Genomic DNA, 15,345 nt, shown 5'->3' on the forward strand with positions numbered 1-15,345 from the left:
AGAGCGGAAGGGTGTGATGGCCGTTATTCGCTATCGGCGGAGCGTAGGCGCTCGAGGGTCGGCATGGAGGTGATATTGTAACCGGCGTCCACATAATGGATTTCGCCGGTGACGCCGCTCGACAGGTCGGAGAGCAGATAGAGCGCCGAACTGCCGACGTCCTCGATGGTGACGGTGCGGCGCAGCGGCGCGTTCTTCTGCTGCCAGGACAGCATCGCGCGGGCGTCCGAAATGCCGGCGCCGGCGAGCGTGCGGATCGGCCCGGCCGAAATGGCATTGATGCGAATGCCGCGCGGGCCGTAATCGCCGGCGAGATAGCGCACGGAAGCCTCCAGCGCGGCCTTGGCGACGCCCATGACGTTGTAGTTCGGCATGAGTCGGACGGAGCCGCCATAGGTCAGCGTCAGCATCGTGCCGCCGTCTTCCATCAGTTCGGCCGCCCGCTTGGCGATTTCCGTGAAGGAGAAGCAGGAGATGACCATGGTGCGCGTGAAATTGTCGCGCGTCGTGTCCGCGTAAAGGCCTTTCAGCTCGTTCTTGTCGGAAAAGCCGATGGCGTGCACGATGAAATCGAGCTTGCCCCATTTTTCCCGGATCGTCGCGATGGCGGCGTCGACCGAGGCGATGTCCTCGACGTCGCAGGGCAGGATGAAATCCGAGCCGAGTTCTGCGGCGAGCGGCTTCACCCGCTTGCCGAGCGCCTCGCCCTGATAGGTGAAGGCGAGTTCGGCGCCCTGCGAGGCGAGCTTCTGGGCGATGCCCCAGGCGATGGAGTGATTGTTCGCGACCCCCATGATGAGGCCGCGCTTGCCGTTCATGATCCCCGTCATGTCTGTCATCCGTTGAAGCGCTGGAAAACCAGCGTGGCGTTGGTGCCGCCAAAACCGAAGGAATTGGAAAGAACCGTGTCGATCCGGGCATTGTCGATACGCTTGCGGACGATCGGAACCCCCTCGAATACCGGGTCGAGTTCGGTGATATGGGCGCTTTCGCCGATGAAGCCGGCCTGCATCATCAGGAGGCCGTAGATCGATTCCTGTACGCCGGCTGCGCCCAGCGAATGGCCGGTCAGCGACTTGGTCGACTGGACATGCGGGATACGGTCGCCGAAGACCTCGCGGATCGCCGCGATTTCCTTGGAGTCGCCGACCGGCGTCGAGGTGCCGTGCGTGTTGATATAGTCGATGTCCCCCTTCACCGTCGCGAGCGCCTGGCGCATGCAGCGCACCGCGCCCTCGCCGGAGGGGGCGACCATGTCGTAGCCGTCCGACGTCGCGCCATAGCCGACCAGTTCGGCGTAGATCTTCGCGCCGCGTGCACGTGCGTGTTCCAGTTCCTCCAGCACCAGAACGCCCGCGCCGCCGGCGATGGCGAAACCGTCGCGCGTCACATCGTAGGCGCGCGAGGCGGTGGCGGGCGTGTCGTTATGCTTCGACGTCATGGCGCCCATGGCGTCGAAGAGGTTCGACATGGTCCAGTCGAGATCCTCGTGGCCGCCCGCGAACATCAGGTCCTGCTTGCCCCATTGGATCATCTCCGCGGCATTGCCGATGCAATGCGCCGATGTGGAGCAGGCCGACGAGATCGAATAATTGACGCCGTGGATCTTGAACCAGGTGGCGAGCGTCGCCGAGGCGGTGGACGACATGGCCTTCGGTACAGCAAAGGGGCCGATGCGCTTCGGCGAATTGTTCTTGAGCGTGATGTCCGCCGCCTCGATCAGGGTGCGGGTCGAGGGGCCTCCGGAGCCCATGATGATGCCGGCACGCGGATTTTCGGCATAGTCGGCTTCCGTCAGGCCCGAGTCGGCGATCGCCTGCTTCATGGCCACATGGTTCCACGCTCCGCCCTGCGACAGGAAGCGGGCGGCGCGGCGGTCGACGAGGTCGCTGGTGTCGATATCCGGGGATCCCCAGACCTGGCAGCGGAAGCCGTGGTCGGCAAAATCCTGCGAGAAGCTGATGCCGGAGCGCGCGTCATGTAGCGACTGCGTCACTTCGTCCGCATTGTTTCCGATGGAGGATACGACCCCGAGACCCGTAACGACGACCCGTCTCATTGTGCTGACCTTTTCTAGAACTCTCTCATGTGAAGGCGGCCGGCGGCCGCCGTTCAGGCTGTCTTGTCCTTCGACAGGCCGACCCGCAGGTCGGTCGCCTGATAGATAAGCTCGCCGTCGGCCTTCAGCCAGCCGTCGGCCGTGCCGAGGACCAGCCGGCCGCGCAGGACGCGCTTGAAATCGATGCCGTACTCCAGGAGTTTCGTTTCCGGGCGGACCATGCCCTTGAACTTGACCTCGCCGGTCGACAGCGCCATGCCGCGCCCGGGCTCGCCGAGCCAGCCGAGAAAGAAGCCGGTCAATTGCCACATCCCGTCGAGGCCGAGGCAGCCCGGCATGATCGGGTTGCCCTGGAAATGACACGGGAAATACCAGTCATCGGGCGTGACGTCGTATTCGGCGCGGACATAGCCCTTGTCGAAAGCGCCGCCAGTCTCCGAGATATCCGTGATGCGATGGACCATCAACATCGGCGGGAGAGGAAGCTGCGCGTTGCCGGGTCCGAACAATTCGCCGCGCCCGCAGCGCAGGATTTCCTCATAGTTGAAGCTGGATTGCCTGGTTGTCATCTGGTTGTCTCGTCCCCGGTCTCTGGAAGCCCTGTCGGCTCTAGCTTTAGAACAGGATCGGGCCGAATTGAAGCACCCGGGCCATCCTCTTCATCGTCTTCCGGCCCCATGGGACCGGCGTCAATTCCGCAGTCCGCATACATGATGCTCTCCATGACAGCCAGAACAAAGTAACGGCTTTGCGGGAAAAGTCCCGGTTTTCCGCATGTTGCGCGTCTTTCTGCCGCTCCGATGCTATTGAATACCGCGACGGCAAAAGTTATATCACTTTCCTATGGATTATTGTTCAAGGCCCCAGGAGCGGACTTTTTGCCCATGACGCCTGTACATGAGATGCCGATCGAGGAGCGCCTGCGCTGCTCCGGCCTTCGACCGACGCGCCAGCGGGTAGCGCTCGCCGACCTGTTGTTCGCCAAGGGAGATCGCCATCTGACGGTCGAGGAACTGCATGAGGAGGCGGTGGGCGCCGGCGTGCCCGTTTCGCTTGCCACCGTCTACAACACGCTGCATCAGTTCACCGAGGCCGGCATGATTCGCGTCCTGGCGGTGGAAAGCTCGAAAACCTATTTCGACACCAATGTCTCCGATCATCACCATTTCTTCATCGAGGGCGAAAATCGCGTCCTCGACATTCCGGTGAGCAATATCGAGATCGGCAATCTGCCGCCGCCGCCCGAGGGCATGGAAATCGCCCATGTGGATGTGATCATCCGGCTGCGTCAGCGCAAGGGCGCCTGAAGGCTCACATCACATCGTCGGGATGTCTTCCCGGCCGGGACCGATAGGCGGGAAACCGCCAGCCGAATTTCAAGGTTCCGCCGCGCACCGCGAAGGCGACCGAAATCCCGAGACCGGCGGCCAGCCACAACGGACCGCCCATCGCCGTCGCCAGCGTGAACATGGCGGCGCCGGCAAGCGCGGCGGTGACGTAGATTTCCGGTCGCAGCAAGACGGAAGGCTCGCCGGCCAGCAGGTCGCGCAGGATCCCGCCGAAGGTGGCCGTCAGTACGCCGGTGGTGATCGCCACCGTCGGCGAGCCTGTCGCCGTCAGCCCCTTGGCCGCGCCCATGACACAATAAGCCGAAACGCCCATCGCATCGAGCCACAGCAGGAGCCGGTAGCGCGATTCCACCCGGTGGGCGAGAAAATAGATGATGAGCGCAACGGCGGCGCAGACGAGGAGATACGTCGGGTTCACAACCCAGAAGACCGGCGTCGCTCCCAGGACGACGTCGCGAAACGTACCGCCGCCGATGCCGGTCGTCGCCGCCAGAAACAGGAAGCCGATAATGTCGAGCTGCTTGCGCGAGGCGGCCAGTGCGCCGGTGGCGGCGAAGATGGCGACGCCGGCATAATCGAGCAGTTCCAGGATCGGCACGGTTTCCTCCCTCGGGCGGGCACAGCCCCGCGACAGCTTGCCGGCCTTAAATGATGCAGCCGCGCGGCCGGACGCAGAATCAGCCGCGATCTACCCGCCGATAATGACCGAAACGCCCGTCATGGAAAGGTTGTGCGATGATCATCCGCATCAGTTTGTTCGCGACGCTCGCTTTTTCACTCCTGATCGCCAGCCTGCCGGCCGGCGCCGCAGAGATCCTTCCCGATCCGGTCGCCAGGGAGAAGGCCGGCGTGGCGGAGCGCTGCAAACAGGCGTTCTACGGCCGGGATTTCGTCGAGGAGATCGATTTCAACAATGACGGGCTGGCCGATGTCATCACCAATCTCGGCGCGGTCAATTGCGATGGCGTTCCGGGTGGACTTTGCGGCAATGTCGGCTGCCCGCACAATTTCTACATCCGTGTCGCGGAAGGCGGCTATTTCCTGGCGGCAAGCGCCGATCTCTATGGCTACACGTTGAAGAAGCGCTATGGCAACAAGGTGCTGGAACTGCGCGCCAATGCTGCCAGCTGCGGCCGCGACGACAGCGACTATTGCATGATGACGATCCGGGTCCGCGGCACGCGCTTCGAAACCATCTCGAAGAAATAGGCAGGTCCCGCGTCGGGGGCGATTGCGGCCGGCAATCCCGTTGCTCCAGGCGGTTCCCGGTGCAAGACCGGGTCTCCTGCTTTCGCAGGCGTTGCTTTAATCGTCCGGAAACAGCGCATCCGTGCGGCCCGCGAGATAGTAGACAAGGAGGCCGGTCCATTCCCGCAGGGCCGTCGTGGTGAGCTGGCTGTTGGTCGAGGGTTGCGTAAAATCGAACCCGATGCCGGTGCGGCCGGTCGTCCGGTAGTCGGTGGGCCAGGGATGCACGGTCAGTCCCTGTCGCCGGAAGAGCCCGATCGAACGCGGCATGTGGAACGCCGAGGTGACGAGCAGGCAGTCGCGAAGACCCTCCTGCTCCAGCAGGGCCTTCGTATTGGCGACGTTCTCGAAGGTCGTGCGGGACCGCGTTTCGAGGAGCAGCCGGTCGCGGGAAACGCCGAAGGTCTCGAAGAACCGTGCGGAGACGGCGGCGTCGGCTTCGTAAGAGCCGCTGAAGGAACCGTCGCCCCCCGACACGAGAATGCGGGCTTGCGGCAGGTCCCGGGCAAGGCGCAGCGTCTCGATGAAACGGTCTCCCGCCTGGTTCGTCTCGAAGCCTCCGCGCGCGGCGATCACCGCCGCCTCGATGCCGCCACCCAGCAGGATGATGCAGGCGGCGCCGTCTTCCGGCAGGGCCGCGCGGGCGATCCGATCCTCCAGCCGTTGCAGCAGCACCGGGCCGGTGGTGGTAAAAAGGGTGAGAAAAAGAACGACAGCGGCGACGAGTGATGCCGCAGTGCGCAGGCGTTTGAACCCCAGAAGCCCGGCCAGCATGCCGGCGACGAGCAGAAGAAGCGTCAGCGATAGCGGCTGCGCCAGGAGCCAGACGATTTTCGATGCGTAGTAAACCACCCGTCCCTCCGTCCGTTCCGGCGCGCCCTCGCCACCCGCCGCCTCAGGAAGACCTCCGATGGCACATCGAAGGCACCGGCGATAGAGCCCGGGCGATTATCAGGAAAGAATCGGAAGCGGATGTCAGGAGAAATTTGGTGGAGCTAAGCGGGATCGAACCGCTGACCTCTTGCATGCCATGCAAGCGCTCTCCCAGCTGAGCTATAGCCCCACGTCGGGTCCGGCGGAGCCGGTGTCCGGGAACCGAGGCGTTGCGCCTTCGGTGAGCGGGTTCATACTTGCGCTTCTCCAGGATGGCAAGCCCCAAATTGCATTCCGGCCGATTTATTTGAAATCAGCCGGAAATTCATGGTCTTAAGTCTCGTCGTCGTCACCGGTCACGCCGATGAGATCGCTCATGTCGGTATCGTCCTCGTCCTCGTCCTGCTCGAGGAAGGTGTCGTCGTCGTCGCCGTCGATCTCGACGTCGTCGTCGTCCCCAAGATCGGGCAGCGCCTCATCGCCGCTCGCTTCCTCGTCGGCTTCCTCGAGGGAGACGAGCTCGACTTCGGTATTTTCTGCGTCGACCTCGTTGACATCCTCTTCCTCGGCCTTTTCGAGGACCGCGGCAGCCGACGTCTCCTCGAAGAAGGAGAGCGGATAGGACTTGCCGGTATAGGGGGAAACGATCGGGTCGCGGTTCAAGTCGTAGAACTTTTTGCCCGTTTCCGGATCGATGCGCTTGGTTCCGAGTTCCGGTTTTGCCACAGTCAAAGCCTCTCAGGGTGCCGGGCCGTGCCGGCAGGGCCGGGGATCCCGGCGCGTTGAACGGTAGAAGGATTCAGCCGGTCCCCTTAATCGTCTTGATCTTTCCTGTCAAAGCCAAACTTCAAGGGTTCCGCCGGCCGACCCGTCGCAATGATTTGCAGGTGGAGGATGACGCTCCCTGTCCTTTGTGCTAGCAAGCGCCGGCCTCCCGGATCTCCGGTCCGCAAGCCGCCGATGATCCATGGACCCCGTACCGGACTCTATAAGGAAAAAGAACATGTCGCACGGCGCCAGTGCACGGCCCGCCACCGCTCGCAAATCCATCGGCCTTTCCGGCACCGTCCGCATTCCCGGCGACAAGTCGATCTCCCATCGCGCCTTCATGTTCGGCGGGCTGGCCAGCGGTGAAACCCGCATCACCGGCCTGCTCGAAGGCGAGGATGTCATCAATACCGGTAAGGCCATGCAGGCCATGGGCGCGAAGATCCGCAAGGACGGCGATACCTGGATCATCAACGGCACCGGCAACGGCGCGCTGCTGGCGCCGGAAGCGCCGCTCGATTTCGGCAATGCCGGCACGGGATGCCGCCTGATGATGGGCCTCGTCGGCGTCTATGATTTCGAAACGACCTTCATCGGCGACGCCTCCCTCACCAAGCGGCCGATGGGGCGCGTTCTGGATCCGCTGCGCGAAATGGGCGTGCAGGTCGCGTCCGCCGAGGGCGACCGTCTGCCGGTGACGCTGCGCGGGGCGAAGACGCCGACGCCGATCACCTATCGCGTGCCGATGGCTTCCGCGCAGGTCAAGTCGGCCGTGCTGCTCGCGGGCCTCAATACGCCCGGCGTGACCACGGTGATCGAGCCGGTCATGACCCGCGACCACACGGAAAAGATGCTGCAGGGCTTCGGCGCGAACCTCACCGTCGAAACGGACGGTGAGGGCGTTCGCACCATCCGGCTCGAAGGCCGCGGCAAGCTTTCGGGACAGGTCATCGACGTGCCGGGCGACCCGTCCTCGACGGCTTTTCCGCTGGTGGCCGCGCTTCTCGTGCCGGGCTCCGATGTGACGATCCTCAACGTGCTGATGAACCCGACGCGCACCGGCCTCATCCTGACGCTTCAGGAGATGGGCGCGGACATCGAGGTGCTCAATCCCCGCCTTGCCGGCGGCGAGGACATGGCGGACCTGCGTGTGCGTTCCTCCACGCTCAGGGGCGTCACGGTGCCCGAGGATCGCGCCCCCTCGATGATCGACGAGTATCCGGTTCTTGCCGTCGCGGCCGCCTTTGCGGAAGGCACGACCGTCATGAACGGACTGGAGGAACTGCGCGTCAAGGAAAGTGACCGTCTCTCGGCCATGGCCGTCGGCCTCAAGCTCAACGGCGCCGATTGCGACGAGGGCGAGACCTCGCTCGTCGTGCGCGGCCGTCCGGACGGCAAGGGTCTCGGCAATGCGTCGGGCGCTCCCGTCGCCACGCACCTCGACCATCGCATCGCCATGAGCTTTCTCGTCATGGGTCTCGTCTCGGAACATCCGGTGACGGTGGACGATGCGGCGATCATCGCCACGAGCTTCCCGGAGTTCATGGACCTCATGACGGGTCTCGGGGCGAAGATCGAGATGGCGCCGTGAGCTTCGTCGTCGCTATCGACGGCCCGGCGGCGGCCGGCAAGGGAACGTTGGCGCGCCGGATCGCAGAGCATTACGGCTTCCATCACCTCGATACCGGCCTGACCTATCGTGCGACGGCCAAGGCGCTTCTCGACCGGGGCCTGCCGCTTGACGACGAGGCCGTCGCCGAAGGCATGGCGCGCGAACTCGACCTTTCCGGGCTCGACCGGGCGGTCCTTTCGCGTCACGAGATCGGCGAGGCGGCCTCGAAAGTGGCCGTGATGACGCCGGTGCGCCGCGCGCTGGTGGAGGCGCAGCGGCGCTTCTCGCTGAAAGAGCCCGGCGCGGTGCTCGACGGGCGCGATATCGGCACGGTCGTCTGCCCCGGCGCGCCGGTGAAACTCTACGTCACGGCCTCGCCCGAAGTCCGGGCGAAACGCCGCCTCGACGAGATCGTCGCCAATGGCGGGAACGCAGACTATGCCGCGATTTTCGCCGATGTCCGCACGCGTGACGAGCGCGACATGGCGCGCGCCGACAGTCCGTTGAAACCCGCGCAGGACGCGCACTTGCTTGATACGTCCGAAATGAGTATAGAAGCGGCGTTTTCGGCGGCGAAGTCGATCATCGACGCCCGCCTCGAACAATAGAACCAAGCCTGTCCCCGCGCCGGATCTGGCTGCCTTGAAGGCAGCGGACATGTGCCTGGTTCATCATCAACGCTAACCCCCGGCGCCCGTGTCCGAGTGACACATCAGGAGTTTTCATGTCTCAAGCAAACCCCACGCGCGAAGATTTCGCAGCCCTTCTGCAGGAATCCTTCGCCGTAAACGATCTCGCCGAAGGCTATGTCGCCAAGGGCCTGATCACCGCGATCGAAAAGGACGTCGCCATCGTCGACGTCGGCCTCAAGGTCGAAGGTCGCGTTCCGCTGAAGGAATTCGGTGCGAAGTCCAAGGATGGCACGCTCAAGGTCGGCGACGAAGTCGAAGTCTACGTCGAGCGCATCGAAAACGCGCTGGGCGAAGCTGTCCTGTCGCGCGAAAAGGCTCGCCGTGAGGAGAGCTGGGCCAAGCTCGAAGTCAAGTTCGAAGCCGGCGAACGCGTCGAAGGCGTCATTTTCAACCAGGTCAAGGGTGGCTTCACCGTCGATCTCGACGGCGCCGTCGCCTTCCTGCCGCGTTCGCAGGTCGACATCCGCCCGATCCGCGACGTCACGCCGCTCATGCACAACCCGCAGCCCTTCGAAATCCTCAAGATGGACAAGCGCCGCGGCAACATCGTCGTTTCGCGCCGTACGGTTCTCGAAGAGTCGCGCGCCGAGCAGCGCTCTGAAATCGTCCAGAACCTTGAAGAAGGTCAGGTCGTCGACGGCGTCGTCAAGAACATCACCGATTACGGTGCGTTCGTCGACCTCGGCGGCATCGATGGCCTGCTGCACGTTACCGACATGGCCTGGCGCCGCGTCAACCATCCGTCGGAAATCCTGTCCATCGGCCAGTCGGTCAAGGTTCAGATCATCCGCATCAACCAGGAAACCCACCGCATCTCGCTCGGCATGAAGCAGCTCGAGTCGGATCCGTGGGATGGCATCGGCACCAAGTACCCGACCGGCAAGAAGATTTCCGGCACGGTTACGAACATCACCGATTATGGTGCCTTCGTGGAACTGGAGCCGGGCATCGAAGGCCTGATCCACATTTCCGAAATGTCCTGGACCAAGAAAAACGTCCACCCCGGCAAGATCCTGTCCACGAGCCAGGAAGTCGATGTGGTCGTCCTCGAAGTCGACCCGACGAAGCGCCGTATCTCGCTCGGTCTCAAGCAGACGCTGGAGAACCCGTGGCAGGCATTCGCGCATGGCCATCCGGCCGGCACGGAAGTCGAAGGCGAAGTCAAGAACAAGACCGAGTTCGGCCTGTTCATCGGCCTCGAAGGCGACGTGGACGGCATGGTTCACCTCTCCGACCTCGACTGGAACCGTCCGGGCGAGCAGGTCATCGAGGAGTTCAACAAGGGCGACGTCGTCAAGGCCGTCGTTCTGGATGTGGACGTCGACAAGGAGCGCATCTCGCTCGGCATCAAGCAGCTCGGCCGCGATGCGGTTGGCGATGCTGCCGCTTCCGGAGACCTGCGCAAGAACGCTGTCGTGTCGGCCGAGGTCATTGCCGTCAACGATGGCGGCATTGAAGTGAGGCTGGTCAACCACGAGGACGTCACCTCGTTCGTTCGTCGCGCCGATCTGGCGCGCGACCGTGACGAGCAGCGTCCGGAGCGTTTCTCGGTCGGTCAGGTCATCGACGCCCGCGTCACCAACTTCTCGAAGAAGGATCGCAAGATCCAGCTTTCGATCAAGGCGCTGGAAATCGCCGAAGAGAAGGAAGCCGTCGCGCAGTTCGGTTCGTCCGATTCGGGTGCGTCGCTCGGCGACATCCTCGGCGCGGCTCTGAAGAACCGCAACAACGCCGAGTAAGCCTCGCTTGCATCGCCTTATGAAAAGCCCGCGGAGAGCAATCTCCGCGGGCTTTTTCGTGGTCTGCTCCGGCCGCCTCAGGCCCAGTAGTCGCCGAGGGTCCGGTAGAAGGAAAGGCCGGGCTCCTGGGTTCCCACCATCTCCTCCGTCTTCCGGCGACGTTGCGCCATGTCGGGGCTTTCGGAAGCCGTCGCGTCCGCCGCGTCGTCCGGCCGCTCGTCGTCGTCCGGCTCTCCGCCGTCGTCTGTATCGCCGCCGGGGTCCTCGTCCTCTTCGTTGCGGGCGTCTTCCACCGCGTCCCAATCGGGATCGTCCTCGGCCGGCAGGTAGGGGACATAGGCGAGCGGCACGCCTTCGCGAAGCGGGACCGCCTGTGTCGTGGTGACAGGGTCCCTGCGTGCCGCCGCCGGCATCTCGCGCAGGTCCGCGCTGGCGGTCTCCGGTGTTTTGGCCGCTGGTCGTGCCGGCCTTTCGACGGCGTCTCCGGTCCCCGTAAGGGGAGCGGCCGGGCCGCCCGCCATCGGGCGGGCTTTCGGTTCGCCACCCATATCGAGCGGCTTTTCAAGAAGCAGGCGCAGGAATTGCGCATCTTTCGGCGGCAGGCTGGCGATGAAGCGGACGACGGCCTGCTGGAGAGCACCTTGTGAAGCCAGTCGGGGAGCGGTGTGCGGGAGGCGTTCGGCGGGATGATCTGCGGCTTGCATCCGGTCGGCCTTCGCGGCCGGCAGGGCCGGCTCGGCTGTTCCGTTCCGCACCGGTGCGACGGTTGCATGATCCTGTCGGGGAGCGACGGGCGCACGCTCGCCGGCATGGCCGCTTTCCGTGGGCCTTGCGGCGGGTTCCTGTCCCGAGACGCGGGCGGGGGTGGGTGGCGCGGCTTTCTCCCCGCCGGCCGGCGCGCTATGGAAGCGGCTGGATTGAAGTCGTCCTCCCTCCATCTCGAAGAGACGGACCAGGGCATTTTGCAGGGCGCGGGCGTCGGCGGACGGGGCTGGCTGCGTGTTGGCGGTTTGCTGTCCTGTCCGCCCGTCGAGGGCGGCAAGCTGCTGTATCGTGAGGCCTGTTGCGGGCGGCCGCCTCGCTCCAGCGGGCGCGATTTCGCCCTCGCGATTGCCTTGGGCGGCAAGGCGTTCCGACAGAAGGGCGATGAGTTTCTGTGCCTTTGGCGTGTCTGGAGCGCGCCATGCCTCCATGAGGGTCCGTGTCGGCATGGAGGAGAGAAGCGTTCGCACAAGCGTTTCCGCCGCCGGTCGCAGGTTGGGCGGCAGGCGGACGAGAAGCTCGAAAAGCGGCCGCCGCCCCTTGTCTCCCGCCTCGGGAAGCGATTTCAAGGCGGCGATCAGGGCTTCGAGAAGCGGCCGCCCGGCAGCATTGTCCCGCCCCCCTTCTTCAGGCATCCGGCCGATCAGCGCCTCGAAGAGGCGGAGCAGCATTTCGGCGCGAATGCCGGCAAGTGCGATGGCGGGCGCGATGGCAGGGGCGGGCGGCTCGCTGCGTGCGCCGGCCGTCGTTTCCACGGGGACGGCGGTCGAAGAGGGTGTCGTACCGATCGCCGGTGCTGTCTGCGTCAACATGCTTGCCTCCCTTCGTGCGCGCGGAAATGCGGATTCGCCTTGCCGTGCGGGTCGTTGACGGTCGATCCTGTGGTCGATGGCGCATCATGCGCGATGCTGTGATTGCGATGCCTCGTCCGCCGCTGCGGCGGGGCCGGCTCTTGCCGGCGAGGGGCGATGCGGGAAAAGCGGGTTGCCGCTTTTCCTCCACTCATAGCATTTCTCAATTCATGCTTAACAAATCGCTAACGACGCGGAGTGCCGCCGCCGCCCTTGCTCCTCCTGTGCGGCTCGCGTAAATCTTGCCGGCCCGCGCGAAGCGGCGGCGCCCCGGACGCGGCGGAGAACCGATGCGATGAACCTGACGAACCTGATCCTCAATACGGACAGCTACAAGCTCAGCCACTATCTGCAATATCCGCCGCAGACCCGGGCGATTTCTTCCTATGTGGAGGCGCGCGGCCACTCCGACGAGCCGGAGGTGATGTTCTTCGGTCTCCAGATGTTTCTGAAGGAATATCTGTCAAAGCCGGTCACCATGGCCGACATCGAGGAAGCCGAGGCGATCGTCACCGCGCACGGGCTGCCCTTCAACCGGGAAGGCTGGATGCACATCGTGGCGCGGCACGGCGGCTTCCTGCCGCTCGCCATCGAGGCGCTGCCGGAGGGAACGCGCGTGCGCCGGGGCGTACCGATGGCGCAGGTGGTCAACACCGATCCCGCCTGCTTCTGGCTGACCTCCTACATCGAGACGGCGCTGTTGCGGGCGATCTGGTATCCGAGCACGGTCGCCTCCAATTCGCGCAAGGTGAAGCAGATCATCCAGCCGGTCCTCGAACGGACCTGCGACGACCCGGCGGCGGTCCTGCCGTTCCGCCTGCATGATTTCGGTGCGCGCGGCACGACGAGCCTGGAGCAGGCCGGTATCGGCGGCGCGGCCCATCTCGTCAATTTCATGGGAACCGATACGGTGAGCGGCCTGCTTTTCGCCCGGCGCTATTATGGTGCGGAGATGGCGGGATTTTCCATTCCCGCCTCCGAACATGCGACCATGACGGCGTGGGGGCCGGAGCGGGAGGTGGAAGCCTATGCCAATATGGTCGAGAAATTCGGGGGTGGAGGCCTCTATGCCGTCGTCTCCGACAGTTACGATATCAACCACGCCGTCACCGGGATCTGGGGCGGGCAGCTCCGGGACAAGGTGAAGGCCGCCGGCGGGACGCTCGTCGTCCGGCCGGATAGCGGCGATCCGGTGGAAACGCCGGTAGAGGTGGTTCGCCAGCTTGCCCATCACTTCGGCACGCGGCTCAATGCAAAGGGGTTCAAGGTGCTGGACGACAGCGTCCGCGTCATCCAGGGCGACGGCATCTCGCCCGCCGAGATCGGCCAGATCCTCGGTCGTCTCGAAGCGTTCGGTTTTTCGGCGGAGAATATCGCCTTCGGCATGGGAGCCGGCCTGTTGCAGAAGGTCAATCGCGACACCTATTCCTTCGCCATGAAGGCCAATGCCCGCCAGGACGAGGCGGGCGAATGGCACGATGTCTACAAGCGGCCGGCGACGATGACCCTCAAGGCCTCCAAGGCGGGCCGGCAGGCGGTTGTCGAGGCGGCCGAAGGGCTCGTGGCGGTGCGCGCCGATGCGCTTGCAGGTCGGGAAAATCTGCTGGTTCCCGTGTGGCGCGACGGAGCGCTGCTGGTCGACTGGAGCTTCGAGGCCATCCGCGCCCGCGCGGCCTGAGAGGCCCTTGCTGTTCCGCCCCCGTCGCGCCATCCTGCGATCCTGGACGCACGACCGGCTCCCGCTTTCGCCGGAATTGCACGGCAAGGAAAGGAGAGTGGAAATGACGGTTCGCCCCCCGCAGGCGCTGGCTCCCGCCACGGCCACGCAAACCGGCCTCGGTGTCCTCGAATACGAACTCATGGCCGAACGGGCCGATGCGCTCGGCCGGCATGGACAGAAGGTGGAGACGGCGCTTGCGCGTCTGGCGGAAGGGGTGGCTGGCGGATGCCCGCCCGAAGAGCGCGAGACGCTGCTCGACGATGCCGCCGGCAAGGTCTGGGCCTTCATGATCCAGCGGGAAATATGCGGCCTGCGCAGCCAGAAGGATCTCGTGCGCCGTTACGGCATTCCGCCGGAGGTCATGGCCCGGCTCGGCATCGTCAAGCCGGGGCAGGCGGGCTGAGTCCGCCCTTGCGCTAGCCGGCAAGCTGGCGGGTGATCAGATCGTAGATGCCGTTCTCGTCGACGCGCAGGGTAAAGATGTCCTTTGCCGCGTCGCGACGCTCCTTATCCTGCCGTTTCGCCTCGGCTTCGATCCCGCGGAGCGCATCCTGCGAGGTTTCCGCGTCGTCGTCTTCCGTTTCGTTGCCCGTAGCATCGCCTTCGCCGGATTGCGCCTGTGTGGCGGCAAGGCCGGAGGCGAGAAGCTGGATTGCCGACAATGCATCCGAAGGGCCGTCCGTTTCGCCGTCGCCGGCCCCTTCTGCGGCCTGCTTCTTCTGGACCTCGCCCATCGCTTCCTGAAGGTCGCGAACCTCCTCCAGCTTTCCGGCCGTCTCGCGTGCGCGGATATCCTCCTCGCGCTCGGCCCGGGTTTCGGCATCCTCCACGCGCGTCAGGTCGCGTCGGGTCCGTTCGAGCTTCAGTTCCTCGATGGTCTTCGGAGCGGCGGTGTCCTCCAGCCGGGCCAGCGTCTTGCGCATCTCCGGCGTCAGCGCCTTTTCCGCCTCAGCCTTTTCGGCAAGCGCGTCCTTCACATGCCGGGCAGCCGATCCATAGGGATCGCGCAGGGCGGCAAGCAGGTCTTCGACCTTGAGGCCGAGGCACGAAAGCCCCGTCTGCCGCTCGATCGCTTCCTTGCTTTCCGGGATCTCGCCGCGAAGGCGCGTCAGCATGGCAGAAAGGCGGTCGGAAAAATCGGCGTCGGCCTCCCCTTCTTCCTGCGCCACGCCCTGCGAGAGGGCGAGCCGCGCCACGAGCATGGCCGCCGGATCGTTGGCTTGACCGCCGCCGAGAGCGGATTGGACCGCGGCGAGCGTGGTGCCGAGGCTTGCAAGCGTGACCTGCGGCGGTTCACGGCCGTTGGTGCGCACCGTATCGGCGAGCGTCACCAGATCGGAAAGCCGTTGCGCGAAGGCGCGGCCGGTTTCTTCCGGCCGCTGGCCGACGCCGAGGACAGCACTCAGCCGGGAGACCAGCGTGGCGATCGTTTCCGTATCGCGGGCGCGGCTTCCGAAGAAATGCTCGTTGACGCGCGCATTGGCCTGCCGCGCCGTTTCGTCCGATTGCACGGACGGCGCGGGAAACGCATCGTTCTTGCGGCCGTTCGCCCTCTCGGCTTCCTCGCGCTGCCGGTCCCCGATCGTGTCGAGGATGCCCTGCATCGTCGAGGCGGCGGCGGCCAATGGTGCGCTCTTCAAGGGATAGAGCATCGCAACCTCCGGTTTGGCCG

15 protein-coding genes and 1 tRNA gene are annotated in these 15,345 nt (G+C 64.8%); 7 read left to right on the forward strand and 9 right to left on the reverse strand.

Annotated elements, in window-relative coordinates; translation table 11 throughout:
- Positions 1-23: 23 nt before the first annotated feature.
- Genes fabI through fabA form a run of 3 tightly spaced genes read right to left on the reverse strand, consistent with a single transcriptional unit; the run spans position 24 to position 2,628 of the window.
- Positions 24-830 (reverse strand): enoyl-ACP reductase FabI, encoded by an 807-nt coding sequence (gene fabI / locus KYK29_RS17665; protein ID WP_254692210.1) that lies wholly within the window; start codon positions 828-830, stop codon positions 24-26.
- Between the two features lie 5 nt (positions 831-835).
- Complete coding sequence (gene fabB / locus KYK29_RS17670; protein ID WP_254692211.1) at positions 836-2,059, reverse strand: beta-ketoacyl-ACP synthase I; 1,224 nt, start codon at positions 2,057-2,059, stop codon at positions 836-838.
- Between the two features lie 53 nt (positions 2,060-2,112).
- On the reverse strand, positions 2,113-2,628 hold the full coding sequence (fabA, locus tag KYK29_RS17675) for a 3-hydroxyacyl-[acyl-carrier-protein] dehydratase FabA (protein ID WP_254692212.1): 516 nt from the start codon (positions 2,626-2,628) through the stop codon (positions 2,113-2,115).
- A gap of 315 nt (positions 2,629-2,943) precedes the next feature.
- Here fabA and irrA point away from each other — a divergent pair, with 315 nt between their 5' ends.
- The gene (irrA, locus tag KYK29_RS17680; protein WP_254692213.1) at positions 2,944-3,366 is read left to right on the forward strand and encodes an iron response transcriptional regulator IrrA; all 423 of its coding nucleotides are present in this window, start codon (positions 2,944-2,946) and stop codon (positions 3,364-3,366) included.
- A gap of 4 nt (positions 3,367-3,370) precedes the next feature.
- Here irrA and KYK29_RS17685 read toward each other — a convergent pair whose 3' ends face one another.
- The gene (locus KYK29_RS17685; RefSeq protein ID WP_254692214.1) at positions 3,371-4,006 is read right to left on the reverse strand and encodes a trimeric intracellular cation channel family protein; all 636 of its coding nucleotides are present in this window, start codon (positions 4,004-4,006) and stop codon (positions 3,371-3,373) included.
- A 137-nt stretch (positions 4,007-4,143) separates the two neighbouring features.
- Between KYK29_RS17685 and KYK29_RS17690 the strand changes: the two genes are divergently transcribed.
- Complete coding sequence (locus KYK29_RS17690) at positions 4,144-4,617, forward strand: hypothetical protein (RefSeq protein WP_254692215.1); 474 nt, start codon at positions 4,144-4,146, stop codon at positions 4,615-4,617.
- A gap of 96 nt (positions 4,618-4,713) precedes the next feature.
- Here KYK29_RS17690 and KYK29_RS17695 read toward each other — a convergent pair whose 3' ends face one another.
- From KYK29_RS17695 to KYK29_RS17705, 3 genes are all read right to left on the reverse strand, one after another.
- A complete protein-coding gene (locus tag KYK29_RS17695) occupies positions 4,714-5,508 on the reverse strand; it encodes a YdcF family protein (RefSeq protein WP_254692216.1) in 795 nt (264 codons plus the stop codon).
- A gap of 135 nt (positions 5,509-5,643) precedes the next feature.
- Positions 5,644-5,719 (reverse strand) — tRNA-Ala (locus KYK29_RS17700).
- A gap of 143 nt (positions 5,720-5,862) precedes the next feature.
- Positions 5,863-6,255 (reverse strand): TIGR02300 family protein, encoded by a 393-nt coding sequence (locus KYK29_RS17705; RefSeq protein WP_254692217.1) that lies wholly within the window; start codon positions 6,253-6,255, stop codon positions 5,863-5,865.
- 277 nt (positions 6,256-6,532) lie between these two features.
- Between KYK29_RS17705 and aroA the strand changes: the two genes are divergently transcribed.
- The 3 genes from aroA (at position 6,533) to rpsA (ending at position 10,340) form a co-directional block, all read left to right on the forward strand.
- Positions 6,533-7,888: a 3-phosphoshikimate 1-carboxyvinyltransferase gene (gene aroA / locus KYK29_RS17710; RefSeq protein ID WP_254692218.1), complete on the forward strand. Its 1,356-nt coding sequence runs from the start codon at positions 6,533-6,535 to the stop codon at positions 7,886-7,888.
- Positions 7,885-8,517 carry a (d)CMP kinase gene (gene cmk, locus KYK29_RS17715; protein ID WP_254692219.1) on the forward strand — a complete coding sequence of 211 codons (633 nt, stop codon included), beginning with the start codon at positions 7,885-7,887 and terminating at the stop codon, positions 8,515-8,517. Before aroA ends, cmk begins: the two co-directional genes overlap by 4 nt.
- Positions 8,518-8,633: 116 nt before the next feature.
- Entirely contained in the window at positions 8,634-10,340 is a 1,707-nt protein-coding gene (gene rpsA / locus KYK29_RS17720; RefSeq protein ID WP_254692220.1) for a 30S ribosomal protein S1, read from the forward strand.
- Positions 10,341-10,417: 77 nt separating this feature from the next.
- Here the strand turns inward: rpsA and KYK29_RS17725 are convergent, their stop codons facing one another.
- Positions 10,418-11,914, reverse strand: a complete 1,497-nt coding sequence (locus KYK29_RS17725) for a hypothetical protein (protein ID WP_254692221.1) — start codon at positions 11,912-11,914, stop codon at positions 10,418-10,420.
- A gap of 334 nt (positions 11,915-12,248) precedes the next feature.
- On the opposite strand from KYK29_RS17725, the gene KYK29_RS17730 reads away from it, so the two are divergent.
- Together KYK29_RS17730 and KYK29_RS17735 are read left to right on the forward strand one after the other, a co-directional pair.
- Positions 12,249-13,631, forward strand: coding sequence for a nicotinate phosphoribosyltransferase (locus tag KYK29_RS17730; RefSeq protein ID WP_254692222.1), 1,383 nt, complete (start codon positions 12,249-12,251; stop codon positions 13,629-13,631).
- A gap of 103 nt (positions 13,632-13,734) precedes the next feature.
- The gene (locus KYK29_RS17735) at positions 13,735-14,076 is read left to right on the forward strand and encodes a DUF6665 family protein (RefSeq protein WP_254692223.1); all 342 of its coding nucleotides are present in this window, start codon (positions 13,735-13,737) and stop codon (positions 14,074-14,076) included.
- 13 nt (positions 14,077-14,089) lie between these two features.
- Here the strand turns inward: KYK29_RS17735 and KYK29_RS17740 are convergent, their stop codons facing one another.
- Complete coding sequence (locus KYK29_RS17740; protein WP_254692224.1) at positions 14,090-15,325, reverse strand: hypothetical protein; 1,236 nt, start codon at positions 15,323-15,325, stop codon at positions 14,090-14,092.
- Between the last annotated feature and the right edge of the window lie 20 nt (positions 15,326-15,345).

It is taken from the genome of Shinella daejeonensis, from assembly GCF_024281235.1.
Lineage (GTDB): Bacteria > Pseudomonadota > Alphaproteobacteria > Rhizobiales > Rhizobiaceae > Shinella > Shinella daejeonensis.

What these genes read in the sequence shown, in the direction of transcription:
- fabI (WP_254692210.1), bottom strand. Translation starts at nt 830, where the DNA reads ATGACGGGGATCATGAACGGCAAGCGCGGCCTCATCATGGGGGTCGCG.
- fabB (WP_254692211.1), bottom strand. Translation starts at nt 2,059, where the DNA reads ATGAGACGGGTCGTCGTTACGGGTCTCGGGGTCGTATCCTCCATCGGA.
- fabA (WP_254692212.1), bottom strand. Translation starts at nt 2,628, where the DNA reads ATGACAACCAGGCAATCCAGCTTCAACTATGAGGAAATCCTGCGCTGC.
- irrA (WP_254692213.1), top strand. Translation starts at nt 2,944, where the DNA reads ATGACGCCTGTACATGAGATGCCGATCGAGGAGCGCCTGCGCTGCTCC.
- KYK29_RS17690 (WP_254692215.1), top strand. Translation starts at nt 4,144, where the DNA reads ATGATCATCCGCATCAGTTTGTTCGCGACGCTCGCTTTTTCACTCCTG.
- aroA (WP_254692218.1), top strand. Translation starts at nt 6,533, where the DNA reads ATGTCGCACGGCGCCAGTGCACGGCCCGCCACCGCTCGCAAATCCATC.
- rpsA (WP_254692220.1), top strand. Translation starts at nt 8,634, where the DNA reads ATGTCTCAAGCAAACCCCACGCGCGAAGATTTCGCAGCCCTTCTGCAG.
- KYK29_RS17725 (WP_254692221.1), bottom strand. Translation starts at nt 11,914, where the DNA reads ATGTTGACGCAGACAGCACCGGCGATCGGTACGACACCCTCTTCGACC.
- KYK29_RS17730 (WP_254692222.1), top strand. Translation starts at nt 12,249, where the DNA reads ATGAACCTGACGAACCTGATCCTCAATACGGACAGCTACAAGCTCAGC.
- KYK29_RS17735 (WP_254692223.1), top strand. Translation starts at nt 13,735, where the DNA reads ATGACGGTTCGCCCCCCGCAGGCGCTGGCTCCCGCCACGGCCACGCAA.
- KYK29_RS17740 (WP_254692224.1), bottom strand. Translation starts at nt 15,325, where the DNA reads ATGCTCTATCCCTTGAAGAGCGCACCATTGGCCGCCGCCGCCTCGACG.